General features: G+C 68.7%; 25 protein-coding genes and 1 pseudogene. 11 read left to right on the top strand and 15 right to left on the bottom strand.

What is annotated here, in order from left to right; all coding sequences use genetic code 11:
* From pstC to DI526_RS12190, 9 genes are all read left to right on the top strand, one after another.
* Nucleotides 1-688, top strand: a 688-nt coding sequence (gene pstC, locus DI526_RS12150) for a phosphate ABC transporter permease subunit PstC (RefSeq protein WP_304278078.1), incomplete at its 5' end; no start/stop codon positions are given.
* Entirely contained in the window at nucleotides 681-1976 is a 1296-nt protein-coding gene (gene pstA / locus DI526_RS12155) for a phosphate ABC transporter permease PstA (RefSeq protein WP_304278082.1), read from the top strand. The genes pstC and pstA, both read left to right, overlap by 8 nt.
* A 58-nt stretch (nucleotides 1977-2034) precedes the next feature.
* Nucleotides 2035-2877 carry a phosphate ABC transporter ATP-binding protein PstB gene (gene pstB, locus DI526_RS12160; protein WP_304278084.1) on the top strand — a complete coding sequence of 281 codons (843 nt, stop codon included), beginning with the start codon at nucleotides 2035-2037 and terminating at the stop codon, nucleotides 2875-2877.
* A gap of 22 nt (nucleotides 2878-2899) precedes the next feature.
* A complete protein-coding gene (gene phoU / locus DI526_RS12165) occupies nucleotides 2900-3592 on the top strand; it encodes a phosphate signaling complex protein PhoU (RefSeq protein WP_304278087.1) in 693 nt (230 codons plus the stop codon).
* A gap of 18 nt (nucleotides 3593-3610) precedes the next feature.
* A complete protein-coding gene (gene phoB / locus DI526_RS12170) occupies nucleotides 3611-4303 on the top strand; it encodes a phosphate regulon transcriptional regulator PhoB (RefSeq protein ID WP_304278089.1) in 693 nt (230 codons plus the stop codon).
* Between the two features lie 485 nt (nucleotides 4304-4788).
* On the top strand, nucleotides 4789-6693 hold the full coding sequence (locus DI526_RS12175; RefSeq protein ID WP_304278091.1) for a methyl-accepting chemotaxis protein: 1905 nt from the start codon (nucleotides 4789-4791) through the stop codon (nucleotides 6691-6693).
* A gap of 56 nt (nucleotides 6694-6749) precedes the next feature.
* The gene (purD, locus tag DI526_RS12180; RefSeq protein WP_304278093.1) at nucleotides 6750-8030 is read left to right on the top strand and encodes a phosphoribosylamine--glycine ligase; all 1281 of its coding nucleotides are present in this window, start codon (nucleotides 6750-6752) and stop codon (nucleotides 8028-8030) included.
* An 80-nt stretch (nucleotides 8031-8110) separates the two neighbouring features.
* Nucleotides 8111-9193 carry a phosphotransferase family protein gene (locus DI526_RS12185; RefSeq protein ID WP_304278095.1) on the top strand — a complete coding sequence of 361 codons (1083 nt, stop codon included), beginning with the start codon at nucleotides 8111-8113 and terminating at the stop codon, nucleotides 9191-9193.
* Nucleotides 9194-9201: 8 nt separating this feature from the next.
* The gene (locus tag DI526_RS12190; RefSeq protein WP_304278097.1) at nucleotides 9202-10488 is read left to right on the top strand and encodes an amidohydrolase family protein; all 1287 of its coding nucleotides are present in this window, start codon (nucleotides 9202-9204) and stop codon (nucleotides 10486-10488) included.
* A 136-nt stretch (nucleotides 10489-10624) separates the two neighbouring features.
* On the opposite strand, the gene lpxK is transcribed toward DI526_RS12190, so the two are convergent.
* Genes lpxK through DI526_RS12215 form a run of 5 tightly spaced genes read right to left on the bottom strand, consistent with a single transcriptional unit; the run spans nucleotide 10625 to nucleotide 16430 of the window.
* On the bottom strand, nucleotides 10625-11632 hold the full coding sequence (lpxK, locus tag DI526_RS12195) for a tetraacyldisaccharide 4'-kinase (protein ID WP_304278099.1): 1008 nt from the start codon (nucleotides 11630-11632) through the stop codon (nucleotides 10625-10627).
* A complete protein-coding gene (locus tag DI526_RS12200; RefSeq protein ID WP_304278101.1) occupies nucleotides 11629-12873 on the bottom strand; it encodes a 3-deoxy-D-manno-octulosonic acid transferase in 1245 nt (414 codons plus the stop codon). The genes lpxK and DI526_RS12200 overlap by 4 nt, the downstream gene beginning before the upstream one ends.
* A 9-nt stretch (nucleotides 12874-12882) precedes the next feature.
* A complete protein-coding gene (locus DI526_RS12205) occupies nucleotides 12883-13881 on the bottom strand; it encodes a cation diffusion facilitator family transporter (protein ID WP_304278102.1) in 999 nt (332 codons plus the stop codon).
* Nucleotides 13882-13911: 30 nt separating this feature from the next.
* Nucleotides 13912-14613, bottom strand: a complete 702-nt coding sequence (locus DI526_RS12210; protein WP_304278105.1) for a lysophospholipid acyltransferase family protein — start codon at nucleotides 14611-14613, stop codon at nucleotides 13912-13914.
* Complete coding sequence (locus DI526_RS12215; protein ID WP_304278108.1) at nucleotides 14610-16430, bottom strand: ABC transporter ATP-binding protein; 1821 nt, start codon at nucleotides 16428-16430, stop codon at nucleotides 14610-14612. The genes DI526_RS12210 and DI526_RS12215 overlap by 4 nt, the downstream gene beginning before the upstream one ends.
* A 143-nt stretch (nucleotides 16431-16573) precedes the next feature.
* Between DI526_RS12215 and DI526_RS12220 the strand changes: the two genes are divergently transcribed.
* Together DI526_RS12220 and DI526_RS12225 are read left to right on the top strand one after the other, a co-directional pair.
* Nucleotides 16574-17239, top strand: coding sequence for a tyrosine-protein phosphatase (locus tag DI526_RS12220; RefSeq protein WP_304278111.1), 666 nt, complete (start codon nucleotides 16574-16576; stop codon nucleotides 17237-17239).
* 5 nt (nucleotides 17240-17244) lie between these two features.
* Nucleotides 17245-17359, top strand: a pseudogene (locus DI526_RS12225) (hypothetical protein); the annotation flags it as partial.
* A 5-nt stretch (nucleotides 17360-17364) separates the two neighbouring features.
* Here the strand turns inward: DI526_RS12225 and DI526_RS12230 are convergent.
* The 10 genes from DI526_RS12230 to obgE form a co-directional block, all read right to left on the bottom strand.
* A complete protein-coding gene (locus tag DI526_RS12230) occupies nucleotides 17365-17598 on the bottom strand; it encodes a DUF4170 domain-containing protein (protein WP_304278114.1) in 234 nt (77 codons plus the stop codon).
* A 20-nt stretch (nucleotides 17599-17618) separates the two neighbouring features.
* Nucleotides 17619-18398: a 3'(2'),5'-bisphosphate nucleotidase CysQ gene (locus DI526_RS12235; RefSeq protein WP_304278117.1), complete on the bottom strand. Its 780-nt coding sequence runs from the start codon at nucleotides 18396-18398 to the stop codon at nucleotides 17619-17621.
* Entirely contained in the window at nucleotides 18395-19726 is a 1332-nt protein-coding gene (locus DI526_RS12240) for a TldD/PmbA family protein (RefSeq protein ID WP_304278118.1), read from the bottom strand. The genes DI526_RS12235 and DI526_RS12240 overlap by 4 nt, the downstream gene beginning before the upstream one ends.
* Before the next feature lie 175 nt (nucleotides 19727-19901).
* Nucleotides 19902-20303 (bottom strand): MAPEG family protein, encoded by a 402-nt coding sequence (locus tag DI526_RS12245; protein WP_304278121.1) that lies wholly within the window; start codon nucleotides 20301-20303, stop codon nucleotides 19902-19904.
* 81 nt (nucleotides 20304-20384) lie between these two features.
* The gene (locus DI526_RS12250) at nucleotides 20385-22214 is read right to left on the bottom strand and encodes a M14 family metallopeptidase (protein ID WP_304278124.1); all 1830 of its coding nucleotides are present in this window, start codon (nucleotides 22212-22214) and stop codon (nucleotides 20385-20387) included.
* Nucleotides 22215-22253: 39 nt separating this feature from the next.
* Nucleotides 22254-22571, bottom strand: coding sequence for a type II toxin-antitoxin system PemK/MazF family toxin (locus DI526_RS12255; protein ID WP_304278127.1), 318 nt, complete (start codon nucleotides 22569-22571; stop codon nucleotides 22254-22256).
* The gene (locus DI526_RS12260; protein ID WP_369691995.1) at nucleotides 22565-22825 is read right to left on the bottom strand and encodes an AbrB/MazE/SpoVT family DNA-binding domain-containing protein; all 261 of its coding nucleotides are present in this window, start codon (nucleotides 22823-22825) and stop codon (nucleotides 22565-22567) included. The genes DI526_RS12255 and DI526_RS12260 overlap by 7 nt, the downstream gene beginning before the upstream one ends.
* A gap of 41 nt (nucleotides 22826-22866) precedes the next feature.
* The gene (locus DI526_RS12265) at nucleotides 22867-24396 is read right to left on the bottom strand and encodes a UbiD family decarboxylase (protein WP_304278129.1); all 1530 of its coding nucleotides are present in this window, start codon (nucleotides 24394-24396) and stop codon (nucleotides 22867-22869) included.
* A 24-nt stretch (nucleotides 24397-24420) separates the two neighbouring features.
* Nucleotides 24421-25551, bottom strand: a complete 1131-nt coding sequence (proB, locus tag DI526_RS12270; protein WP_304278131.1) for a glutamate 5-kinase — start codon at nucleotides 25549-25551, stop codon at nucleotides 24421-24423.
* The gene (obgE, locus tag DI526_RS12275) at nucleotides 25548-26612 is read right to left on the bottom strand and encodes a GTPase ObgE (RefSeq protein ID WP_304278133.1); all 1065 of its coding nucleotides are present in this window, start codon (nucleotides 26610-26612) and stop codon (nucleotides 25548-25550) included. Before obgE ends, proB begins: the two co-directional genes overlap by 4 nt.
* Nucleotides 26613-26698: the final 86 nt, after the last annotated feature.

The following is a 26698-nucleotide window of genomic DNA, read 5'->3' on the forward strand; positions in this document are numbered from 1 at the left end:
GGTCGCCGCGCCGGTCGGCCTCTACTCGGCGATCTACCTGTCGGAATACGCCAGCCGCCCGGTGCGTGGCGTGGTGAAGCCCCTGCTCGAGGTGCTGGCCGGCGTGCCCACCGTCGTCTACGGCTTCTTCGCCGCCCTGACCGTCGGTCCGCTGTTCCGCGCCGGCTTCAACGCCATCGGCGCGGCCCTGCCGCCCGGTCCGATGGCCACCTACCTGATGGAAGTCCAGAACCAGATGGCCCTGGTGGCTGGGGTGGTGATGGGTATCATGCTGATCCCGTTCGTCTCCTCGCTGTCGGATGACATCATCAACGCCGTGCCGCAAAGCCTGCGCGACGGCAGCTATGCGATGGGCGCGACCAAGTCCGAGACGGTCAAGAAGGTCGTCCTGCCGGCCGCCCTGCCTGGCATCATGGCCGCCATGCTGCTGGCCATGTCCCGCGCCGTCGGCGAGACCATGATCGTGACCATGGCCGCCGGCCTGCAGGCCAAGCTGACCGCCAACCCGCTCGACACGGTGACCACCGTCACGGTCCAGATCGTCACCCTGCTCACCGGCGACCAGGAGTTCGACAGCCCCAAGACGCTGTCGGCCTTCGGTCTTGGCCTCACCCTGTTCGTGGTGACGCTGTGCCTGAACATCATCGCCCTGCGCATCGTCCAGAAGTACCGGGAACAATATGACTGACGCGACCCTCGGCGCGGCCGCCCCGCGCTCGGCCTTCTCGGCCGCCGACGACCGTCTGAAGAAGCGTCACCGCGCCGAGCGCCTGTTCAAGGCGCAGGGCATGGCCGCCATCATCATCGCCATGATCTTCCTGGTGGTGCTGGTCGGACGCATCGTGGCCCAAGGCTACACGACGTTCGAAAGCCACACGCTCAGCGTGCCGGTCTATCTGAACCCGGACCGCATCGACACGTCCGACCTTTCCGGCGTCAATTACGACTATATCGTCGCCGAGGCGGTGATGAAGAAGCTGGGCGTGCAGGACGACGACCTGGGCACCACCTCCAGCAAGGTCCAGGACCTGGTGTCGCGCGACTTCGGCTTCCAGCTGCTGAACAAGATCAAGGCCGACCCCAAGCTGATCGGCCAGACGATCACCGTCTCCGGCCCGCTGAAGGCCGACGCCGACCTCTACTTCAAGGGCGAGCTGAAGCGCTCGACCGCCGAGGGCGACCGCAAGCTGGACAACCAGCAGCTCGACTGGCTGGACCAGCTGAAGAAGGCCGGCGCGATCAAGTCGGGCTTCAACTTCGCCTTCTTCACCAACTCCGACTCGACCGAGCCCGAACAGGCCGGCGTGCTGGGCGCGGTGGTCGGCTCGGCCATGATGCTGTTCATCACCGCCCTGATCGCGGTGCCGGTCGGCGTGCTGGCGGCCGTCTACCTGGAAGAGTTCGCGCCGAAGAACCGCTGGACCGACATCATCGAGGTCAACATCAACAACCTGGCGGCCGTGCCGTCCATCGTCTACGGCCTCCTGGGCCTGGCCTTGTTCATCAACTGGCTGAACGTGCCGCGGTCCTCGCCGCTGGTCGGCGGCCTGGTGCTGGCCCTGATGGCCCTGCCGACCGTGATCATCGCCACCCGCTCGGCGCTGAAGGCCGTGCCGCCCTCGATCCGCGAGGCCGCCCTGGGCGTCGGCGCGAGCAAGACCCAGACGGTCTTCCACCACGTGCTGCCGCTGGCGATGCCCGGCGTGATGACCGGCGCCATCCTGTCGCTGGCCCACGCCCTGGGCGAGACCGCGCCGCTGCTGATGATCGGCATGGTCTCGTTCGTGCCCGGCGTGCCGGAAGGCTTCACCGGCGCGGCCACGGTCCTGCCGGTCCAGGTGTTCATCTGGGAGAACGCGTCCGAGCGCGCCTTCCACGAGCGCACCGCCGCCGCCATTATCGTCCTTCTCGTCTTCATGATCGTCATGAACGCCGCGGCCGTCATCCTGCGCCGCCGCTTCGAGCGCCGCTGGTAGGTTTCCCATGACCCAGATCCTGAACCCTCTCGCCCATCCTCTCCTGCGCGGACACGCCATGACCGTCCAAAGCCCCGATGACACCGCCGGCAAGCCGGTGATCCAGACCACCGTGCCGCAGGCCGCCGCCGTCGCTCCGGTGGGCGAGCCCAAGATCAAGGCCCGCGACGTCAAGGTGTTCTACGGCGAGAAGCAGGCGCTGTTCGACGTGAACCTGGATATCCCGGCCAAGTCGGTCACCGCCTTCATCGGCCCGTCGGGCTGCGGCAAGTCGACCTTCCTGCGCTGCATCAACCGCATGAACGACACGATCGCCTCGGCCCGCGTCGAGGGCTCGATCGAGATCGACGGCGCCGACGTCAACGCCAAGAGCGTCGACCCGGTGGTCCTGCGCTCGCGCGTCGGCATGGTGTTCCAGAAGCCGAATCCCTTCCCGAAGACGATCTTCGAGAACGTCGCCTATGGCCCGCGCATCCACGGCCTGGCCACCGGCAAGGCCGAGCTGGAAGCCATCGTCGAGAGCAGCCTCAAGAAGGCCGGTCTCTGGAACGAGGTCGCCGATCGCCTGCACCAGCCGGGCACCGGCCTGTCGGGCGGCCAGCAGCAGCGCCTGGTGATCGCCCGCGCGATCGCCGTGTCGCCGGAAGTGATCCTGATGGACGAGCCCTGCTCGGCCCTGGACCCGATCGCCACCGCCAAGATCGAGGAGCTGATCGACGAACTGCGGACCCAGTTCTGCATCGTCATCGTCACCCACTCGATGGCCCAGGCCGCCCGCGTGTCGCAGCGCACGGCCTTCTTCCACCTCGGCAAGCTGGTCGAGAGCGGCCCGACCGAGGAGATGTTCACCAATCCTCGCGACAGCCGCACCCAGGACTACATCACCGGCCGCTTCGGCTAATCGAGCCCGGGAGGATCACGCCATGACCGAACATACCGTCAAATCCTACGGCGAAGAGCTGGCCCACCTGACCGCGGAAGTCACCCGCATGGGCGGCATCGCCGAGAGCCAGGTCGCCGATTGCATCGCCGCCATCGCCCGCCGCGACGGCCCGCTGGCCCAGGCCGTGGTCCAGGGCGACGAGCGCCTGGACGCCCTGCAAGGCGAGATCGAGCGCAAGGCGTTCCGCCTGATCGCCCTGCGCCAGCCGATGGCCGTGGACCTGCGCCACGCCGTCGCCGCCCTGAAGATCTCGATGAGCCTGGAACGTTGCGGCGACATGGCCAAGAACATCGGCAAGCGCGCGCTGATCCTGACCGAGGCCGACCCGATGACCGCCCTGACCCGCTCGATCGAGCGGATGGGCAAGCTGGTCCAGGGGCGCCTGAAGGACGTGCTCGACGCCTACACCACCTCGGACCTGCAGCGCGCCATCGGCGTGTGGAGCCGCGATGAGGAGGTCGACGAGCACTACAACTCGATCTTCCGCGAGCTGCTCACCTACATGATGGGCGATCCCCGGACGATCAACGCCTGCGCCCACCTGCTGTTCGTGGCCAAGAACCTCGAGCGTATCGGCGACCACGCGACCAACATCGCCGAGATCATCCACTTCGAGCTGACCGGCGAGGAACTGGTGTCCCAGCGGCCCAAGCTCGACGTCGTTGCGCAGTAAGGCGGGAGGCGATCCGAAGTGACTCCCTACGTTCTGGTGGTGGAAGACGAAGACGCCCTCGCCACCCTGCTGCACTACAACCTCGACAAGGAAGGCTATCGCGTCACGGTGGCCGGCGATGGCGAGGAAGCCCTGACCCTGGCCAGCGAACGCGCGCCGGATCTCGTCATCCTGGACTGGATGCTCCCCAAGGTGTCGGGCATCGAGGTCTGCCGCCGCCTGCGGGGCCGGGCGGAAACCCGTAATGTGCCGATCATCATGCTGACGGCGCGCGGCGAGGAGAGCGACCGCATTCGCGGCCTCGACACCGGCGCCGACGACTATGTGGTCAAGCCGTTCTCGATGGTCGAGCTGACCGCCCGCGTCCGCGCCGTGATGCGCCGCATCCGTCCGGGCTTGGCCGACGACCGCATCACGGTGGGCGACATCGTGATCGACCGCGTCGCTCACCGCGTGAAGCGGAACGGCAAGGAGGTCCATCTGGGCCCGACCGAGTTCCGCCTGCTCGACTATCTGATGCAGCATCCGGGCCGGGTGTTCAGCCGCGAGCAGCTGCTGGACGCGGTCTGGGGCTCGGACGTCTATGTCGAGGCCCGTACGGTCGACGTCCACATCGGCCGCCTGCGCAAGGCGCTGAACGGCTCGTCCGATGGCGATCCCATCCGCACGGTCCGCTCCGCCGGCTATTCGCTGGATCTCGACGCGGCCTGATCCGCCTCGTCACCCCGACTTCACGAAGCCGCGCGCCACCTCTGGCGCGCGGCTTTTTGTTTGCGGCGGACATGGGCGAGCCAATGGCCAAGGTAACCTCGGCGTGTTTTCGCAAGGATCTTACGTCTTCGTCTGAAGGTCGTGAGGCGGAATGTCGCTATCTTGTGGGTTGCCGAATTCATGACCCATTAACCGCGCCCGGCCGACCCTTCGCTGGGCGTATCGCGGACTTCTACTCTATATTCGGCGCCATTTCGGCGGTTAAGAGCTCAGTAATCATGAGTGAAATCGCATTCAACTGTGTTGGTGCTCCCGATTTTAGCCAGATATTAGCGTTCGCATGTTTGGTCTCTAGATGCGTCTGTAGGCGCAGGATGGCGGCCTAGAGGCGAAGGGGCGTCATTTGTGAACAAAGAAAAAGAGCAACGCCCTCCACTGCTTTTACAATCTCTTTGTCTTGGTCCTGATGAAGGTCGGAGCCTCCCATGCGTATGACAATCAAGCTCAAACTGGCCCTGACCTTCGGGGCCCTCATCCTGATGATGGCGTTCGCCACCCTGTTCGGCATAAGCGAACTCCGGGTCCTGAACCGAGGCCAGGCGGCCATGGTCGAGGGCCCCGTCGCCCAGCTTCAGCGCAGCCAGGGTCTGGGCATGGCGCTGCTTGAGGTGATCCGCGCCGAAAAGAACATGGCCTTGGCGGACGACGCCAACGAGCTGAAGACCCAGAACGCCAAGGCGGACGAGAGCAAGGCCAAGGTCGCCAGCCTGCTCGAGGCTGGTCTCGCCCACGCCTCGGTGGCGGGCAAGCCCAAGTGGGAGGCGATCGCCCGCGATTGGGAGCTGTTCTCCGAAAGTGACGACTCCGTCCGGCGCGACCTGATGGAAGGCCGGCGCGAGCAGGCGAACTTGCTGATGCGCACCGGCCAGCGCCAGGTCACCAACCGCATCACCGCCGCGGTGGATGATCTGGTGAAGGTGCAGGAGGACCGCCTGGCCGAAGCCGCCGCCGAGAGCGAGCGCGCCTACGCCACGTCGCGCAACGCTTTGCTGGCCGTGATCGTGGTCTCGATCCTGCTCGCCGCCGCCGCGGCCGTCTGGATCGCCCGGACCATCGCCCAGGGCTTCGCCAAGATCAGTGGACTGGCCAATGCGGTGGCGCTGGGAGACTTGGACCAGAACGTCACGGTGAAGACCAATGACGAGATCAAGGATCTGGTCGAGACGGTCAACCGCATGACCGCGAACCTGCGCGCCACGGCGGGCCTGGCCGACCAGGTGGCGGCCGGCGACCTGTCGGTCCAGATCACCCCGCTGTCGGACAAGGACGTGCTGGGTCACTCGCTGAAGGGCATGGTCCAAAATCTCCGGGGAACCGCCGACGTGGCCGACCAGATCGCGGACGGCGACCTGACCGCCCAGGTCAAGGTGCTGTCCGAGCGCGACATGCTCGGTCTGGCCCTGGAGCGCATGGTCGATCGTCTGCGTGGGATCGTGGCGGACGCGGTGACCGCCTCCGAGAACGTTTCCGCCGGCAGCCAGGAGCTGTCCTCGGTGGCCGAACAGGTCAGCCAGGGCGCCACCGAGCAGGCCGCCTCGGCCGAGCAGGCCTCGGCCTCGATGGAAGAGATGGCCGCCAACATCAAGCAGAACGCCGACAACGCCAGCCAGACCGAGAAGATCGCCCGCCAGTCGGCGGTCGACGCCGAGACCTCCGGGCAGGCCGTCGCCAAGGCCGTCGCCGCCATGCAGACGATCGCCGAGAAGATCACCATCGTACAGGAAATCGCTCGCCAGACCGACCTGCTGGCCCTGAACGCCGCGGTCGAGGCCGCGCGCGCGGCCGAGCATGGGCGCGGCTTCGCGGTGGTGGCCTCGGAGGTGCGCAAGCTGGCCGAACGCTCGCAAAGCGCCGCCGCCGAGATCGGCGAGGTGTCGACCGAGACCGTCAAGGCCGCCCAGGCCGCGGGCGACATGCTGACCACCCTGGTGCCCAATATCCGCCGGACCGCCGAGCTGGTGTCCGAGATCAGCGCCGCCTGCCGCGAGCAGGATATCGGCGCCAGCCAGATCAACGACGCCATCCAGCAACTCGACAAGGTCACTCAGCAGAACGCCTCGGCGTCCGAGCAGATGTCGGCCACGTCCGAGGAGCTGGCCGCCCAGGCCGAGGAGCTCCAGACCTCCATGGCCTTCTTCCAGATCGACGCCGGGGAACGTCGCGCGCCGGCGCGGGCGCCCGCCAAGCGCCCCGTCCCGCGCAAGCCGGCCAAGCCCGACGCCCGCAAGAGCGTGGCCGGGCAACAGGCCCGGGCCAAGGGCTTCGCCCTGGACATGATGCAGGGCGGCCCCGACGCGGATGACGAGGCGTTCAAGGGCTACGCCGCCTAAGGGCGCGCGGGTTCCGCCCTTGACCCGGCGGCGCCCGCGCGTCACACCCCGCGCTCATGGAAAAGCTGACCATCCTCCTCGTCGGGTCCGGCGGGCGCGAGCACGCCCTGGCCTGGAAGATCGCCCAGTCGCCGCTATGCGGTCGTCTCGTCGCCGCGCCCGGTAATCCCGGTATCGGCAAGGTCGCCGAGCTGAGGAACGTCAAGGCGACCGACGCCGACGGCCTCGTGGCCCTGGCCCAGGAGATCGGCGCGGACCTCGTGGTGGTCGGCCCCGAGTCGGCGCTGGAGGTCGGCCTCGCCGACAAGCTGGCGGCGGTCGGCATCCCCTGCTTCGGCGGCAGCCAGCGGGCGGCCCAGCTGGAGACCTCCAAGGCCTTCACCAAGGACTTCTGCCAGCGTCACGGCCTGCCGACGGCGGCCTATGGCGTGTTCGAGGACGCCGCCTCGGCCGGCGCCTTCCTCGACACCCTGGAAGCGCCGTTCGTGATCAAGGCCGACGGTCTCGCGGCCGGCAAGGGCGTGGTGATCGCCGCGACCCGGGCCGAGGCCGAAGCGGCGGTGCTGGACATGCTGGGCGGTCGGTTCGGTTCGGCCGGCGCGCGGGTGGTGATCGAGGAGTTCATGCACGGCGAGGAGGCCTCGCTGTTCGCCATCTCCGACGGCAAGACCGCGGTGCTGTTCGGCGCGGCCCAGGACCACAAGCGCGCCTATGACGGCGATGAGGGCCCCAACACCGGCGGCATGGGCACCTATTCGCCGCCGCCGGTCCTGACGGAGGCCCTGATCGACCAGGCTTGGCGCGAGCTGATCGTCCCGACGGTCGAGGGCATGGCCGCCGAGGGCAACCCCTATGTCGGCGTGCTCTACGCCGGGCTGATGCTGACGCCGACGGGTCCGAAACTCGTCGAGTACAACGCCCGCTTCGGCGATCCCGAGTGCCAGACCCTGATGCTGCGCCTGGAAAGCGACATCGTGCCGATCCTGCTGGCGGCCGCGAAAGGCGAACTGGCCTCCGCCGAGCCGCCAAAGTGGCGCAACGAGGCGGCGATCTGCGTGGTGCTCGCCGCCGAGGGTTATCCCGACGCCCCAAAAACCGGCGGTCGCATTCAGGGCGCCGACGCCGACTTCGGCGGCGAGGTCGTGGTCTTCCACGCCGGCACGACCCGCGAGTTCGAAGGGCGGCTCGTCGCTTCCGGTGGGCGTGTGCTGAACGTGTGCGCCCTGGGCGCGACGCTCAGCGAAGCCCGCGATCTGGCCTACGCCGCTCTGGGAAGCGTCAGCCTGGAAGGCGGCTTCTACCGTCGCGACATCGGCTGGCGGGCGCTTTCCAAATAGCTCCCGCTCTCCACGAGGGTTGCGCGGCGCGTCGCACCCTCTAAACTCCCTTTCAAACAAGCGTTGGGGAGAAGCGCGCCATGGCTCAAGCCGCCGAACAGTCCGCCCAGGACCTGAACTCGGGCACCAAGCCGGTCGACCCGCGCCACGCGATCGACGAGGTCAAGCTGGCCGCCTGGCTGGAAGCCAATGTCGAGGGCTATGCCGGGCCGCTGGAGGTGCGCCAGTTCAAGGGCGGCCAGTCGAACCCGACCTACCAGCTGGTCACGCCGGGCCGGAAATACGTCCTGCGCCGCAAGCCGCCGGGCAAGCTGCTGCCCAGCGCCCACGCGGTCGACCGCGAATACAAGGTGATCTCCAGCCTGAACAAGGCCGACTTCCCGGTCGCCAAGGCCTACGCCCTGTGCATGGACGAGGACGTCATCGGCACGATCTTCTACGTGATGGAGAACGTCGAGGGCCGCATCCTGTGGGACGGGACCCTGCCGGACTACCAGCCGGCCGAGCGGCGGGCGATCTACGAGGCGCAGATCGACACCCTGGCGGCGCTGCACAACGTCGACTACGCGGCCGTGGGCCTAGCCGATTACGGCAAGCCCGGCAACTATTTCGCGCGCCAGATCGACCGCTGGACCAAGCAGTACAAGGCCAGCGAGACCACCCCGATCCCGGAGATGGACCGGCTGATCGACTGGTTGGCCAAGACCGTGCCCGCCGATGACCAGACCTCGATCGTCCACGGCGACTACCGTCTCGACAACATGATCCTCCACCCCACCGAGCCGCGCGTGATCGCGGTGCTGGACTGGGAGCTGTCGACGCTGGGCAATCCGCTGGCCGACTTCAGCTACTTCCTGATGAACTGGGTGATGCCGTCCGACCAGCGCGGCGGCCTGGCCGAGATCAAGGACCTGGAAGCCTACGGCATCCCCACCATTCCCCAGGCGGTCGCGCGCTACTGCAAGGCCACGGGCCGCGACGGCCTGCCCGAGCTGGACTGGTATTTCAGCTACAACCTCTTCAGACTGGCCGGCATCTGCCAGGGCATCGTCGGTCGCGTCCGAGACGGCACGGCCGCCAGCGCCCATGCGCAGCTGATGGAGGCGCGCGTGCCCGTCCTGGCCAAGGGGGCCTGGGAGTTCGCGCGCAAAGCGGGGGCTTGAGGGGCTTTATGAGGAAACTGCTGTCGGGCGCGTGCGCCCTGGTTCTGGCCGGGGCGCTGGGCGGCGTCGCTTGCGCCGAAACCGTCTTCGTCCAGGCTGGCCGCCTGCTGGCCGATCCCGCCACGGGCAAGGTCGAGACAGCCAAGACCCTGGTGCTGGAGAATGGCAAGGTCGTCCGCGTCGTCGACGGCTATGTCGCCGAAAAGGGCGGCAAGGTCGTCGACCTGAAGGACAGCTTCGTCCTGCCGGGTCTGATCGATAGCCACGTCCACCTCACCGGCCAGCAGGGCCCGACCTCGCGCCTGGACGAGGTGACCCAGTCCTCCGCCGACCAGGCGATGGTCGGGGCCGGCTATGCGCGCAAGACACTGATGGCGGGCTTCACCACCGTCGCCGATCTGGGCGCCGAGAACCAGGCGATCTTCGCCCTCCGGGCGGGGATCAAGCGCGGCGACGTGCCGGGACCGCGGATCATCGCCGCCGGCTCGGCCGTGTCGATCCATGGCGGCCATGGCGATATCAACGGCTTCTCCGACGAGGTCATGCACGTGCTGCGGCCGGCCTCGGTCTGCTCGGGCGCCGACGATTGCCGCCGCGCCACGCGCGAGCAGGTCTGGCACGGCGCCGACATTATCAAGATCACCGCCACCGGCGGCGTGCTCTCCAACACCGCCGCGGGCCTGGCCCAACAATTCTCGGACGACGAGCTGAAGGCGATCGTCGACGCCGCCCACAAGATGGGCCGCAAGGTCACGGCCCACGCCCACGGCGTCGACGGCATCAACAGCTTCCTGCGGGCCGGCGGCGACTCGATCGAGCACGGCACCTATCTCGACGCCGAGAGCATCGCCCTGTTCAAGAAGAACGGCGCCTATCTCGTCCCGACCCTGATGGCCGGCGACTTCGTCTATCGGGTCGCCTCGGGCCCCAACAACTTCCTGACCCCCGCCCAGACCACCAAGGCGCTGGACGCCGGTCCCAAGATGCTGGCCATGGCCCGTCGCGCCCACGAGGGCGGGGTCAAGATCGCGTTCGGCACCGACACCGGCGTCTCGGCCCACGGCGACAACGCCGGCGAGTTCGCCCTGCTGGTCAAGGCCGGCCTGACCCCGCTGGAGGCCATCCAGACCGCCACGGTCAACGCCGCCGACCACTTCTCGCTGAGCAGCGAGATCGGCAGCCTGGCGCCCGGCAAGGCCGCTGACCTGATCGCGGTGAAAGGCGACCCTCTGAAGGACGTCACCGAGCTGCAGCATGTCACGTCGGTGATCAAGGGCGGGGTTGTCTACAAGTAGGGCCATGAACCTTCCGCCCCGTTCGGGGGCGGACGATCGCGAAGCGGTCAGGTGGGGGCGGGTAAGGTGATTTCGCGCGGACTGACCCCCTCCGCGCCTATCGGCGCTCCTCCCCCTGAGGGGGAAGAAGGTTCGGCTACACCCCAGCCTTCGCCAGCAACTCCGCCAACGCCGCCTCGTCATCGAAGCGGGCGCGGACGGGCCAGGGCGTCACCCGCGCGCGCCAGGCGGGCGGCAGGCGGATCCAGTCCTTCTCAGTGGTGACAAGGCCCGCGTCATAGGTCTTGGCGCGGTCGGCCAGCATGTTCAGCGTCGCCTCGTCATAGGCGCCGTGGTCGGGGAACGGCGCGAAGTCCACCAGCTGGCAGCCAGCCGCGGTCAGGGCCTTCTCGACCTTCCACGGCTTGCCGACGCCGGCGAAGCCGACCTGGGGACCTTTGGGCACGGGGGCGGCGGACTCCAGGCGCGCGACGAGCACCGGCATGTCACCGAACGTGACCAAGAGATCAAAGTCCGGCAGCGGCATGTCGATCGGCAGCAGCACGATCACCGCGTCGGCGCGGGCCAGGCCGGTCTTCAGCGGCTCGCGCATGGGGCCGGCGGGAAAGACCCGGCCGTCGCCGAACGGCCACTCGCCGCCGCGCGTCTCGCCGTCGACCACGACCAGCGACAGCGCCTTGCGGACGCTGGGGTTCTGGTGGCCGTCGTCCATGACGATCGCCCCGGCGCCCGCCGCCGAGGCCGCGATGGCCCCCGCCGCGCGGTCGCGGGCCACCCACATCGGGAAGTCCTGGGCCAGCATCAGCGGCTCGTCGCCGACCTCGGCGGCCGTATGGCTGGCGGGGTCGACGCGCACCGGGCCCTTCAGCTTGCCGCCATAGCCGCGCGACAGGCCGTGGGCTTCGACGCCGCGACGGGTCAGGGTCAGCAGCAGCTCGCGGACGATCGGCGTCTTGCCCGCGCCGCCCATGGTGACGTTGCCGACGCAGATCACCGGCGCGGCGACTTCGGTCGGGATGGTCTTGGCGATCCGGCGCGCGGTCGAGGCGGCCCACAGCCACGAGATCGGGGTCAGCAGGGCGCGGGTCAGCGGGGCGGGCCCGCCGCTTCTCACGTACCACCAGCGGGGCGTGCCGAGTTTCATGGAACCAGCTCAAGAATACGGGAGAGGCCCGCGCGCGCCTCGGCGTCGCGGGCGTCGACATAGGCGCGAGCGCGTGCGGCGCGTTCGCGCGCGGCGGCGGGGTTAGCGAGGTCGGCGGCCAGAGTCGCCCCAAGCCCTTCCGGCGAGGTCATCACCACGCCGCCGGCGGCTTCGAGCCCGGCGAAGGCCGAAGCCCAGTTCTCGACGAACGGGCCGCTGATCGCCGGACAGTCCAGGCGCGCGGCCTCAAGCGGATTATGGCCGCCGATGCCCTCGACCAGGCTGCCGGCGATGACGGAGGCCTGCGCCAGGCGGAGCCACAGCCCCATCTCGCCCAGGGTGTCGGCGACCACGACATCAGCGCTCTCGCCCGGCGCCTGGCTGCGAAGGACTGCGGTGAGGCCCCGCGCCTCAGCCAAGCTCGTGATCGCCGGACCGCGCTCGACATGGCGCGGCGCCAGTACGACCGGTGGTCGATCGGGCAGGGCGGCGACGGCGTCCAGAACGATCTCGTCCTCGCCGGGATGGGTGCTGGCGATCAGCAGGGGCGGACGGAGGAAACGCGCGCGCTCGACTGAGAGGGCGGGCTCGTCGACCGGCAGCGGCGCGGCGCCGAACTTCAGGTCGGCCTCGCCGGCGACCCGGCCGCCGAGGGCCTCGAAGCGTTCGTGGGCGCGGGCGTCCTGGGCCAGGATCAAATCAAAGCCCGACAGCAGCTGGCGGGCCGCGTCGGGACGCTTCTTCCAGCGGGCGAAGCTGCGGTCCGACATCTTGGCGGAGACGAGCGCCAGGCGCGTTCCGGCGGCCTTGGCCTCCAGCAGCAGGTTGGGCCACAGCTCGCTCTCGACGAAGACGGCGAGGTCGGGCTTCCAGAGCGTGATGAAACGCCTCGCCGCGCCGGGCGCGTCGACCGGGACGTACTGATGGATCGCGCCGGCCGGCAGGCGCTTGGCCAGCAGGGCGGCCGAGGTGGTGGTGCCGGAGGTGACCAGCACCGTGACCTCGCGGCGTTCCGCGCGCAGGCGCTCGACCAGGGGCAGGATCGACAAGCTCTCGCCGACGCTGGCGCCGTGCAGCCAGACCAGCGGACCGGCCGGCCGCGCGCGGTCGCTTCGTCCCAGGCGCTCGGAGAGGCGCGCCGGATCTTCCTTGCCCCGGCGGGCGCGGCGGGACAGCAGCGTCGGCGCGAGCGGTTCGAGCAGGCCTGTGGCGGCCCGGTAGAGGCCCAGGGACAGGGTCACACCACGCCCCTAGACCACGCCGGCGGGCGCCAGGCGGCAGGCGTGGGCGCCGTGGCTGGTCTCGACCTGGATGGTGGCGTGGCCGATGTTGAACTTGCTGGCCAACTCCGCGCAGGCGTCGTGCAGGAACTGGTCGTGATCGGCGTCCAGCGGACGGACGACATGGGCGGTCAGGGCGTTCTCGGTCGTGCTCATCGCCCAGATGTGCAGGTCGTGCACCTCGGAGACGCCGGGACGGCTCGCCAGCCAATCGCGCACCTTGCCGGGATCGATGCCGCGCGGCGTGGCGTCGAGCGCTAGGTCTAGAGAGTCGCGCAGCAGGCCCCATGTGCCCAGCACGATCACCGCGACGATGGCGAGGCTGACCACGGGGTCCAGCCACAGCCAGTTCGTCAGGCTCATCGCGAAGGCGGCGACTACTACGCCCGCCGAGACGGCCGCGTCGGCGGCCATGTGCAGGAAGGCGCCGCGAACGTTCAGGTCTTCCTTCGAGCCCTTCATGAACATCAGGGCCGTGGCGGTGTTGATGGCGATGCCGACGGCGGCGACGATCATCACCGGGCCGGTCTCGATCGGTTGCGGATCGGCGAAGCGCCGCACGGCCTCCCAGGCGATCGCGCCGACGGCGACCAGCAACAGGGCCGCATTGGCCAGCGAGGCCAGGATCGTGCCCTTGCGCAGGCCATAGGTGCGGCGAAGGCTGGGCGCGCGCTTGGCCAGCACCGCCGCGCCCCAGGCCATCAGCAGGCCCAGCACGTCAGACAGGTTGTGCCCGGCGTCCGCGAGCAGGGCCAGGGAGCCGGTGATCAGGCCGGCGGCCGCCTCGACGACCACGAAGCCCACGTTCAGCGCGGTGCCGATCGCGAAGGCGCGGCCGAAGTCCTTGGGCGCGTGGCTGTGGCCGTGATGGCCGTGGCCATGATGGTGATGGCCGTGACCGTGCGCGTGATCATGATCGTGATGATCATGGTCGTGGTGATGCGCGTGTCCGGGGTGATCGTGAGCCATGGTCCTACATCCCACCAAGCAAGGGCCGGATCAATCTTCGACCAGGGCTTCGGCCCGCCGGGTGACCGCCGAAAGGCGCGCGGCCCATTCCTCGACCAGTTGGTCGGGGTCGTCGCCGCGCCCGGCGCCGGTCGGGCCGTCCCACACCATGGCGGCCTTGGCGAAGGGCAGGGGGATCATGGTCTGGTCCCAGGAGCCCAGGCGCAGGCAGGGCTTGGCCGCCAGGCCCACGAAGATCACCGGCGCGCCGGTGACGCGGGCCAGGGACGGGGTGCCCTTCTCCATGTGCTCGGCGGGGCCGCGCGGACCGTCGGGGGTGATGGCGACGCCGCCGCCGTCCTTCACCCACTTGACCATGTCGCGGAAGGCTTGCTCGCCGTGCTTGTTCTTGGCGAGGTCCGTCTTCTTGGCGGACGAGCCCCGGATCGCCGGAAAGCCCAGCTTCTCGACCGTGCGGGCGATGAACTCGCCGTCGTTCGAGCGCGAGATCAGGGCGCGCATGTCCTGGCGGCGCGAGAGGTCCTGCGGCCAGCTCAGCGGCGACATCGGGATGCGCGAGTGCCAGAAGCACAGGATCGCGCCGACGCCCGTCTCGCGGCCTCGCGCCCAGACGGCTTCGGCCTGCTCGCGACCCTCCTCGGTCATGCGGAGGGTCTTGAAGACCAGTTTCGAATAGCCGGCGAAGATCGAGGACAGCAGCCAGATCACGAACGGCGAACGCAGAGGCCTCAAGCGTCGCCCTCCAGGGTCGGCGCGTCCGGGCTGTGGTCGAGATCCTGGGCCTTGGCCAGACGCGCATAGAGGCCGCCGGCCTGGACGAGCGCGACGTGCGATCCGGTCTCGACCACCCGGCCCTTGTCGATCACGTAGATGCGGTCGGCGTTCCTCACGGTCGACAGGCGGTGGGCGATCAGGATGGTGGTCCGGCCGGCCATCAGCCGCTCCAGCGCCGCCTGGACCTGGGCCTCGCTCTCGGTGTCGAGGGCGCTGGTCGCCTCGTCCAGAAGCAGGATCGGGGCGTTCTTCAGGAAGGCGCGGGCGATGGCGATGCGCTGGCGTTGGCCGCCCGACAGGCGCGCGCCGGCCTCGCCGACGGGGGTGTCGTAGCCCTCGGGCAGGGCCAGGATGAAGTCGTGGGCGGCGGCCTGACGCGCGGCGGCCTCAATCTCCAGCTGGCTGGCCCCGGGACGGGCGTAGGCGATGTTGGCCCGGATGGTGTCGTCGAACAGGAACGGCTCCTGGGTGACCAGGGCGATGCGGTCGCGCAAGGACGCTAGGGTCACGGTCCGCACGTCGCAGCCGTCGATCGTCACCGCCCCGCCGTTCACGTCGTAGAAGCGCGGGATCAGGTTCAGGATCGAGCTCTTGCCGCCGCCCGAGGGACCGACCAGGGCCACGGTCTCGCCCCGGCGCGCCTCGATCGAGACATCCGACAAGGCCGGGATGTCGGCGCCGTACGAGAAGGTGACGTGGCTCAGGGCGATGGCGCTGTCGCCGGCCGGCAGCGGCTTGGCGTCGGCGGGATCGACGATGGTCGGCTGGACGTCGAGGGCCTCGAACAGCCGGCGGGCGGCGGTCAGGCCCTCGCTGAACACCGTCTGCAGATTGGCGACCTGGCGTAGCGACTGGGCGGCGATGCCCAGCAGGATCACGAACTTCAGGAAGCCGCCGGCGGTGATCGGCGGCAGGGTGAGAGGCCCGACGGCCAGGGCGCCGGTGATGGCGCGCCAGCCCGCATAGGCGAACACCGCCGCGATCACCAGCTGCGAGAAGAGCTCGGTGGCCGGGGCGGCCATGGCTCGGGCGTTGCTGCCCTTGATCAGGTGACGCTGGCGGCGCTCGACCACGGCGGCCACGCGGCCTTCCTCATAGGCCTCGCGGTTCTCCATCTTGACGATCTTGACCCCGTCCAGGCTTTCCATGATCGCGGTGGAGAGGTTGGAGGTCTCGCCCATGGCGCCCTTGGCGGCCTTGGTCGTGCGCTTGGAGAAGTTGCGGATGATGCCGCTGACCCCAGGCACGATGATCAGCACGCCAGCCGCCAGGATCGGATCGCTCTTCAGCAGCGCCCAGAGGGTGATGGCGACGGTCAGAGCCTCGCGGACGTAGTTGATGACACCGGTGGTCGCCGCTTCGCGGATCAGGCCCGCATCGTAGAGCACCGACGAGACGTAGGAGCCCGAGTGCGCGCCGCGCAGGCGGGCGAGATCCGCGCGGATCAGGCGGCCGAACAGGCGGGTCTGCATGTCGCCGACCACGCCATTGCCGATCCGGTTGATCAGGCTGGCCTGAATGACCTGGAAGACGCCGCGGGCGATGGCGAGGGCCGCGATCGTCAGGGGAACCCAGATCATCGCGCCGGGCTGCGGCTTGGCGATCAGCTTGTCGACGGCCGGCTCGACATACTCGCCCAGCATGACGGTCAGGCGGGCGACGATCACCGCGCTGATCATCGAGACCGCGAAGCCCTTCCAGCGGGGCGCCAGGAACTCGCGCCACATCCGGCCCATCAGGGCGCGGTTCGAGGGCTGGCGGTCCGGTGTCGTCATGGGGGAGGGGTCGGATTTCAGGCGGAGGCTGTCAATGACTTGCGAGCCGCACTGGCCGGTAAAAGCGACAGCATAAGGGCCGGTTTTGCCTTTCGGGCGGCTCTATCCTACTTAGACCGCGCATTTCGCAAGGATCGTCCCGCTTGGCTAAGTTCGACCTCACCACGCCCTGGGGCCGGTTCAAGACCTATCTCCACTATCTGTGGAACGACCACGCCTATCTGCGGCTGGGCTTTTCCAACGCCCACTGGATCAGCCCCGAGATGGTCCGCGCCAACCAGCCCTGGCCGTTCCAGCTGGCCTGGTGGAAGAAGCAGGGCATCAAGACGATCGTGAACCTGCGCGGCGGCTTCGACGGCAGCTTCTACGCGCTGGAAAAGGACGCCTGCCAGCGCCTGGGCCTGAACTTCGTCGACTTCACCATCACCTCGCGCGAGGTCCCGATCCGCGAGCGGGTGCGGGGGGCCAAGGAGCTGTTCGAGACGATCGAGTATCCGGCCCTGATGCACTGCAAGTCCGGCGCGGACCGGGCCGGGATCATGAGCGTCTTCTACGCCCACTACCGCCTGGGCCAGCCGATCCGTGAGGCGATGAAGCAGCTGGGCCCGCGCTACCTGCACATCAAGCACGGCAACACCGGCGTGCTGGACTACACCTTCGAGCAGTACCTGGAGAAGGGCGAGCCCAAGGGGCTGAGCTTCAGCGAATGGGTCGAGAGCGAGGACTACGATCCGGTCGCGATGAAGAAGACCTTCCGGGCGGGAATGCTGGGGAAGGTGCTGACGGACAAGATTCTGCGGCGGGAGTAGGGGCGCAAAATCCTCCCCCCGTGGGGGAGGCGGCCGAAGGCCGGAGGGGGGAGGGCTGTTGAGCGGGCCTCATCCCCCTCCGTCGGCTTCGCCGACACCTCCCCCGCTAGGGGGAGGATTTTTTGTTAGCCCTCGCTCGGATCCAGCAGCTTGTGGGCGTGGATGATGAAGTAGCGGGCGTGGGCGTTGTCGACCGTGGCCTGGGCCTTGGCCTTCCAGGCCTTGTGGGCCTCGTCGTAGTTCGGATAGGCGCCGACGAATTCGACCTTCGACAGGTCGCGGAATTCGGTGCCGGCGACGTCCTTCAGTTCACCGCCGATGACGAGATGAAGAAGCTGCTTATCGGGCATTTGGAGCAAGTTCCTGCGAGGAATTGGTTTTATGGCAGCTCGATATGCCCGACGCGGTTAAGGATCAATGGCGCAAGCGCCTGATTGGCGCAGACCAGGCTCGGAACCTGCGGGACAGGCCGATTATAGGCGAAGCTGTGACCCTTATGATCACTTAACGTGGCGCCCGCGCGACGAACGATCAGGTCGGCGGCCGCCAGGTCCCATTCGCTCTTGGGCGACAGCGCCACCGCCGCGTCGAACGCGCCGGAGGCCACCAGGCACATGCGATAGGCGATCGAGTTGCGGCTCTCGATCCGCATCTGCGGCCAGGGCTCGCGCCAGGCGGGATGGGCGAACATCTTGGCGTCGCCCAGCATCGCGGCTCCGAGCAGTTCGTCCGTGGCGCTGGGCGCGATGGGAACGCCGTTCAGGGTGGCGGGGCCGTCCAGCGTGGCGGCGTAGGTCTCCGACAGGGCCGGGGCATGGACCACGCCGGCGATCGGCCGGCCGTCCTCGACCACGGCGATCGAGACCGCGAACCACGGCTTGTTCTTCATGAAAGCTACGGTCCCGTCGATCGGGTCGACGACGAACTGGCGGCGGGTGGCCAGACGGGCCGGATCGTCGGCGGTCTCCTCAGACAGCCAGCCGTAGTCGGGGCGCTCGGCCTTCAGCTCAAGTTTCAGAAGGGTGTCGACGGCCAGGTCGGCGTCGGTGACCGGCGAGCCGCCGGACTTGGACCAGATCTTCAGGCCGCTCTCGCGCGCCGAGAGCGCCAGCTCTCCCGCTTGCCGGGCGGCCTCGATGATCAGGTCTAGGTCGTTCATTTGCCCGCGATGGCCAGGGCGTCGACCAGCAGCGACGGACTGTTGCTGGCGCCGCGCAGCTCCAGGTCCGAGCCGGGCACGAGACGCGCATAGATGTCGATCAGGTTGCCGGCCACGGTGATCTCGGTCACCGGCCCGGTGCTCTCGCCGTTCTCGAACCAGAACCCTGCGCAGCCCACCGACCAATCGCCGGTGTTGCCGTTCAGCGAGGGGCCGAACATCGAGGTGACGACGAGGCCGGTCCCCGCGTCCCTCATCAGGCCCTGCAGGTCTTTCTCGCCCGGCTGGACCGTGAGGTTATGCGGCGAGACGCCGGAGGGGCCGGCGAGGCCCCGCGAGGCGTGGCCGGTGGTGGCGAGGCCCAGCTGCTTGGCCGAGCTGGTGTTCAAGAGCCAGGTGGTCAGCACACCGTCGTCGATCAGGGCGCGAGCCTGTGTCGCCACGCCTTCGTCGTCGAACGGCGCCGAGCCGAGGCCGCGCACCCGGTGCGGGTCCTCCAGCAGATGGACGCCGCGGGCGAAGATCGGCTGGCCCAGCCTGTCCTTCAGGAACGAGGTGCCGCGGGCGATCGACGGGCCGGAGATCGCGCCGATCAGAGGGCTGATCAGGCTCATGGCCAGGCGGTTCTCGAAGATCACCGGGGCGGTGGTCGAGCTGATCTTGCGCGGGTTGAGGCGGGCGACCGCCTGGCGGCCGGCCTCCATGCCGATGTCGCCGGCGGCCGGCAGGTCGCCGAAATGACGGGTCGAGCGGCCCTCGCCGCCGCGCTCCATGCCCGCGCCCTCGCCGGCGATGGCCGAGGCCGAGATCGAATGGCCGGTGGCGGCGTGAGTGGCGTGGAAGCCTTCGCTGGTGACCATGGCCCAGCGCGACGACGACCAGGCGGCCGAGCCGCCGTCAGAATTGGTTACGCCCTTGACCGCGCGGGCGTGCGCCTCGGCGGTGCGCGCCTGGGTCTCGAGCGTCTCGGCCGTGGGCTCGTAGGCGTCGACGAGGTCTAGGTCGGGATAGGGCGCGCGGGCCAGGCGGTCGGCCGGCGCCAGGCTGGCGTAGGGATCCTCGGGCGCCAGGCGGGCCATGGCCACGGCGCGCTCGATCAGCTTGGCGCGGGCCTCGGCCGAGATGTCGGAGCCGGAGACCGTGGCGCTGCGCTGGCCGATGAAGACGCGCAGGCCGAGGTCCCGGGCCTCCTCGCGCTCGACTTCTTCCAGGTCGCCCAGGCGGACGCTGACGGAGAGCGACTGGCGCTCGGCGAAGACAGCCTCGGCCGCGTCGGCCCCGGCCTTGCGCGCGGCGGCGACCACGTCATGCAGCAGGTTTTCGTCCATGCGGTCTTATGGACGACGCGCGTGGGCCGGGGCAAGGGTTTCAACCCCTTCCTCCCCCTCTGGGGGAGGGGGACCGCCGAACGGCGGTGGAGGGGGCGAACCACGCTTCGCGACCCCCTCCGTCTCGCCGCGTATTCGCGGCGATCCACCTCCCCCTAATGGGGAGGAAGGATAGCTAGGCGATGGCCGAGATCAGCAGGGCGACGCCCGCGAAGATGTAGGCCAGCCAGGTGGCGATCATGCCCGCCGCGCGGGGGATCGATACGCCGCCGCTGTTGGAGAGGCCGATGGCGTGGGTCACGCGGCCGGCGAACAGCAGGAAGCCGATGATGTGGATGGTCAGGGCCGAAGCGCCGGCGACGGCCAGCACCGCCAGGGCGGCGATACCGGTCGGGACGTACTCCGTGGCGTTGCCGAAGGCGCGGATGGCGCGCGCCAGTTCTGGAATGCCCTCGTCGCCCAGCGCCACCTTGTGTTTCTGCCGCAGGCGCACGACCAGCACCGACAGGATCAGCAGGAGAAAGAGGTGCAGCCCGGCCCAGAGGGCGGCCGCATGGCCTGAGACGATCGTATCCATGACTTGCACAAACCCTATGACGCCGCCCGCCCCGAGCGGCCGGTCATATGAGACCTTCCGCCCGGTGACGGCAACCCGGTGCTACTTCGCCGCCTCGCGGGCGATCGGATAGAGCAGATGGTGGTCGTCGTAGAAGGGCGTGCGCTTGTAGAACCACGCGAGACGCGCGTCGGGATCGGCGGCGAACTTGGGATCGGCGGCCAGCTTGGCCTCGAACTCGGCCTTCAGCTTCGGGTCCGCCGCCATCATCTTCTCGGCCAGCGGGGCGATGGCGTAGGGCTCGATATATTCGACGCGGCTCAGCACCTCGGGGACCATGCCCCAGGCGAAGACGCTCTCGTTCGACTGCGGCTCAAGCAGGAGGACGACGAGGTCGCCCAGCGGCTGGTCTGTCGGCACGCGCACCGAGCCCTTGGGGAAGGTCCAGTCGCGCGTTTCCGTGGTGACCTTCTCGACGCTGATCTGCACGTGGCCCTCGTTGGCGCGCGTGGCGATCTTGGGATCGACCAGGCGGATCATCTCGACCTTGAGCGTTGTGTCGGCGGGCAGGGTCTCCAACGCCACGCCGTGCAGCTTCAGGCGCTCGATGATGTCGGCGCGGTAGCTCGGCACATAGTACGCCGCCGGGCGCTTCAGGGTCAGCGAGGGCTTGGAGCCATAGAACGGGACGTTCCAGATCTCCGGATCGGCCTCGCCCAGCCAGCGCACTTCCTTCCGGCCCGAGGCGGGGCTGTCGTAGTATTCGTATTTGATGCCCTTGAAGGCGCGCGTGTAGGCCGGCTTGTCGTCGGACACGAAATTGGCCGGGATCTCCGCCGGGCGCAGGGCGCTGTCGGCGGCGATGGCGGTCCGCAGGTCACCGCCCTTGTCGGCCAGCAGCTTCATCGCCGTCTCGATGAAGACATAGGTCCCGAGCACCCGCTGGGCGTGGGGCTTGAGGCTATGGTTCTCGATCAGGATGGTCGGCACGTGGGCCGCCGCGCCCCAGCCGTTCGAGAAGCGCTCGCCCAGGCCCCCATCCGAGAAGCCGGCCTTGGGATTGTGCTCATCGACGCCGAACACCAGCTCGCCCGGGATGTGGCCCTCGGCCTCCAGGCTCTTGTTCATGACGGGCTTCAGCACCCCGTCCAGCCACTTGGCGATGGCCGGCGAGCGGTTCCAGACGCCGTTCTCGCCGTTGAAGCCGTAGGTGACGTCGTATTGGTAGTCCATGCCGTCGGTCACGTGGACATCGACATAGAGATCGGCCTTGTACTTGGCCTGCAAGCGCTTCAGCGCCTGCATCTCCGGCTGGTCCAGCTTCATGAAGTCGCGGTTCAGGTTCTGGTTGGTCGCGGTGTTGCGCCAGCCCTGGATGCGCGGCCCGCGCTGGTTGGGGCGAGAGTAGGGGCCCGAGCGCTCATGGCCGTCGACCGACAGGATCGGGATCAGCACCAGGTTGACCTTGTCCAGCAGCTTGTCCTTGCCGTGGAAGGCCATGTCCCGCAGCAGCATCATGCCGGCGTCCTTGCCGTCGATCTCGCCGGGATGGATGCCGGCCTGGACCAGCAGCAGTGGCTTTTGGGGATCGAGCTTGTCGCCGTCCTTGGAGGCGATGACCGCGAAGATCGCGCGGCCCTGCGGCGAGACGCCGAAGTCTTCGACGCGGATCAGCTTGCTGGCCTTGTCGAGCTTGTCGAACCAGGCGCGAGTGTCGGCGTAGGTCGGCGAGAAGTCGTGCTCGGCGTCGGCCTCGAACGGCGTCACCCAGGGATCGGCCTTGTCGCGGATCAGCGCCTGGCTGGCGCCCTGCCAGTGCGGGGCTGGCGGCAGGAAAGCTTCGTCCCACGGGGCTTTAGCGGGAGGCGTTTGGGACATGGCGGGACTCGCGGACAGCAAAAGAACGGCGGCGATCGACAGAATGCTTCGCATGGATTGTTCCTCGACCATGCCGCGGCGCCCGGCAAGAGGTCAGTCCGCGAACACACGCCTCAGGATGTCCAGAAGCTCCGAAAGGGCGGCTTGGTCCAGCGTCCCCACCTTGCGCAGCATCCGTTCACGCGCGACCGACTTGATCTGGTCGGGCAATATCAGGCCGCTTCGTCCCGCGAACGCCACCGTCGGCCGGAAAGGCGACGGGCGACTGCCGGTCGTCATCGGCACGACGATGTGGACCGGCAGGTGGTTCAGGCCATCGGGCGATACGACCACGCAGGGTCGGGCCTTCTTGCTTTCGCTGCCGACGGTTGGGTCCAGCCGAACCAGCCAGATATCGCCACGGGCTACCAAACCCAGTCCTCGTCGTCAGTCAGAGGCGCATCTAGCCATTCCCGCTCTTCTTCGGTCAGGCCCAGGGCGGCGAGCTCCTTGGCCGCCTCTTCCCAGCCTTCGCGCGGATCGGCGGTGACAGGCGACAGATAGACCCGACCGTCTTCCGCCACGAAATCGATGCGATCGCCAAGCTTGGCGCCCAGCGTCTCAAGAACCGGCTTGGGGATGATCACCCCCGCCGAGTTGCCGATCTTACGAATGGCCGAGGATATGGCTTACTCCGTTAGAACGGAGTAATAACACGCCTTCGTCGCTACTTCCAGATCGGCTTGCCGTCACCCGGCAGGCCCAGCCGCGCCCACTTCTCGCTGACGGCGTCGACGACGGCCTGGTCCATGCGGATCTCCTCGCCCCACTCGCGCTTGGTCTCGGGCGGCCACTTGTCGGTGGCGTCGAGCCCGATCTTGGAGCCGAGGCCGCTCTCGGGGCTGGCGAAGTCGAGGTAGTCGATTGGGGTGTGCTCGATCACCGTGATGTCCCGCGCCGGGTCCATCTTGGTGCTGATCGCCCACATCACGTCCTTCCAGTCGCGGGCGTTGATGTCGTGGTCCACGACGATCACCCACTTGGTGTACATGAACTGGCGCAGATAGCTCCAGACGCCCAGCATCACGCGCTTGGCGTGGCCAGGATAGGCCTTCTTCATCGACACCACGGCGATGCGGTAGCTGCAGCCCTCGGGCGGCAGCCAGAAGTCTACGATCTCGGGGAACTGCTGGCGGATGAGAGGGATGAACACCTCGTTCAGCGCCTCGCCCAGCACCGAGGGCTCGTCCGGCGGCCGGCCCGTGAAGGTGGTCAGGTAGATCGGGTCCTTGCGCATGGTGATCGCCGTCACCTGGAAGACCGGGAACTTCTCGACGCTGTTGTAGTAGCCGGTGTGGTCGCCGTAGGGCCCCTCGTCGGCGAACTCGTCCAAGAGGACGTGGCCCTCGATGACGATCTCGGCGTGGGCCGGCACCATCAGCGGCACGGTCTTGGCCGGCACGAGATCGACCTTGGCGCCGCGCAGCAGGCCGGCGAACTGGTATTCCGACAGGGTGTCGGGCACCGGCGTCACCGCCGCCAGGATCGTCCCTGGATCCGCGCCCAGGACGGCGCAGGCGGGCAGGGGCTCCTTGTTGCCCGCCTTCTTGTGGCGGGCGTAGTGCTGGGCCCCGCCGCGGTGGGCCAGCCAGCGCATGATGCACTTATCCTTGCCCAGCACCTGCATGCGGTAGATGCCGAGGTTGAAGTCGTCCTCGCGGTCCTTGCCCGGCCCCTTGGTCACGACCAGCGGCCAGGTGATCAGCGGCGCGGGCTCGCCCGGCCAGCAGGTCTGCACCGGCAGCTTGGTCAGGTCGATCTGGTCGCCGGTCAGGACGACCTCCTGCACGGGGGCCTTCTTCACGGTTCCGGGGCGCATGCTCATGACCGTCTTGGCCAGAGGCAGCATGTCGAGGGCGTCCTTGAGGCCCTTGGGCGGCTGGGGCTGACGCAGGAAGGCCAAAAGCTCGCCGACCTCGCGCAGCTCGCCCGCCGTCTCGCGCGGCTCGCCGCCCAGGGTGACGCCCATGGCCACGCGCTTGACCGTACCGAACAGGTTGGCGAGCGCCGGCATTTCCGAGCGCGAGCCGTCGGGCAGCAGGACGTTCTCGAACAGAACCGCCGGACCGCCCGTCGCCAGCAGGCGCGTCTGGATCTCGGTCATCTCGAGCACACTGGACACGGGCTCCTTGACCCGGACCAGTTCGCCCTTGGCCTCCAGAACGTCAATGAATTCGCGGAGGGATCGGTAGGCCATGGGGATGCTCGTAACTGGAAACGTCTAGTTGGCTACGGCCAGGTCGTCGGCGTGGATCATCGGGCCCTCGGTGAACCCGAGCTCGGCCTCGATGGCGTCCGAGCGCAGGCCCGCGATGCGCTGGGCGTCGGCGCTGTCGTAGCGGACGATGCCGCGCGCGACCTCGCGGCCCGTCTCGTCGCGGACCCGGACGGCGTCGCCCTTGTCAAACGGGCCCTCGATGGCGCGCACGCCCGCTGACAGCAGGCTCTTGCCTGCCTCCAGCGCCTTGGCGGCGCCGGCGTCGACCGTGACCCAGCCCTGGGGCGCCAGGGAGCCGGCGATCCAGGCCTTGTAGGCGGCGGCGGGGGACGCGCCGGCCTCGATCAGCGTCGCCTTCTCGCCGTCGGCGATGGCGGCCAGCGGCCGCGGGCGCGAGCCCAGGGTGATCAGGGTGGCGCAGCCGGCGGCGCGGGCGATGCGGGCGGCGGCGATCTTGGTGGCCATGCCGCCCGTGCCGACCCCGGCGGCGGCGTTGGCGCCCTCGGCCATGCCGGCGATCTCCGCCGTGATCTCGCTGACGAGCGGGATGTGCTCGGCCTTGGGGGTCTTGCGCGGGTCGGCGGTGTAGAGGCCGTCGATGTCCGACAGCAGCACCAGCAGGTCCGCGCCCGCCATCTGGGCCACGCGCGCGGCGAGGCGGTCGTTGTCGCCGTAGCGGATCTCTTCGGTGACGACGGTGTCGTTCTCGTTGACCACCGGCACGACGTCCAGGCCCATCAGGGTCTCGGTCGTGGCGCGGGCGTTCAGCCAGCGGCGGCGGGTCTCGGTGTCGTCGCGGGTCAGCAGGATCTGGGCGACGCTGAGGCCATGCGGCTCGAAGGCCTCCTCCCAGGCGCGCATCAGCAGGGACTGCCCGGCGGCGGCGGCGGCCTGCTTTTCCGGCAGGGTGGCCTTGCGGCCGGACAGGCCCAGGCGCCGGCGGCCCAGGGCCACCGCGCCGGACGACACGACCAGCAGCTGCTTGCCCTGCTCGCGCAGGGCGGCGGCGTCGGCGCAGAACGCCTCGAGCCACGCGCGGTCGGCCGCGCCCGTCTCGTCGTCGACCAAGAGGGCCGAGCCAACCTTGAAGACGATGCGGCGGGCGCTCTTGAACGCCTCGCTGGCCTGGCTCACGGCGTCCAACCCCCGGGGGTCTCGTCGACGTGGTCCTCGTCGTCGTCGATCTCCTCCTCGAGATCGCCGCGACGGATGCGAACCTGCTTGTAGGCGGCGCGCAGCAGCGCCGTCACGCCCTGGCCCGAGACGCCCGAGACCAGGCGCGGCTTGACGCCGGCGACGGCTTCCAGAAGGGCGACCTTCTCGGCGAGCGTCTCCTCATCGAGGGCGTCGATCTTGTTCAACGCCAGGATCTCGGCCTTGTCGGCCAGCTCGTCGCCATAGGCTTCCAGCTCGCCCCGGATCGTCTCATAGGCGCCGACGATATCGTCCTGGGTGGCGTCGATCAGGTGGATCAGGGTGGCCGAGCGCTCGACGTGGCCCAGGAACCGCGTGCCGAGGCCCGCGCCCTCCGATGCGCCCTCGATCAGGCCGGGGATGTCGGCCAGCACGAAGCGTTCGCTGCTGGACAGGTCCACGACGCCGAGGTTCGGGGTCAGGGTGGTGAACGGATAGTCGGCGATCTTGGGCTTGGCGGCGCTGGCGGCGGCCAGGAAGGTCGACTTGCCGGCGTTGGGCAAGCCCACCAGGCCGACGTCGGCGATCAGCTTCAGCCGCAGCCAGATCCAGCGTTCCTCGCCTTCCTGGCCGGGATTGGCGTATTTCGGCGCCTGGTTGACCGGGCCCTTGAAGTGCAGGTTGCCCCAGCCGCCGTTGCCGCCCTTGGCCAGCAGGATGCGCATGCCGGCGTGGTCGAGGTCGGCGATCAGGGTCTCCTTGTCCTCTTCGAGGATCTCGGTGCCGACGGGAACCTTCAGGACAACGTCTTCGCCGGCGGCGCCATGGCGCGCGCGACCCATGCCGTGCACGCCCGTGCCGGCCTTGAAGTGCTGCTGGTAGCGATAGTCGATCAGGGTGTTGAGGCCTTCGACGGCCTCGATCCACACGTCGCCGCCGCGGCCGCCGTCGCCGCCGTCCGGGCCGCCGTACTCGATGTACTTCTCGCGGCGGAACGACACCGATCCGCCGCCGCCGTTACCGGAGCGGATGTAGATCTTGCATTGGTCCAAGAATTTCATGCGGTCCTTTTGTCCCAAGGCGTCCCGCGCGTCGAGCCAAAACCCTGCTGGCGCCGTGACGCTTGGCCACAGCCCCTTGCCCCAGA

The sequence above is a fragment of the Caulobacter segnis genome (assembly GCF_003243465.1).
GTDB classification, from domain to species: domain Bacteria; phylum Pseudomonadota; class Alphaproteobacteria; order Caulobacterales; family Caulobacteraceae; genus Caulobacter; species Caulobacter segnis_A.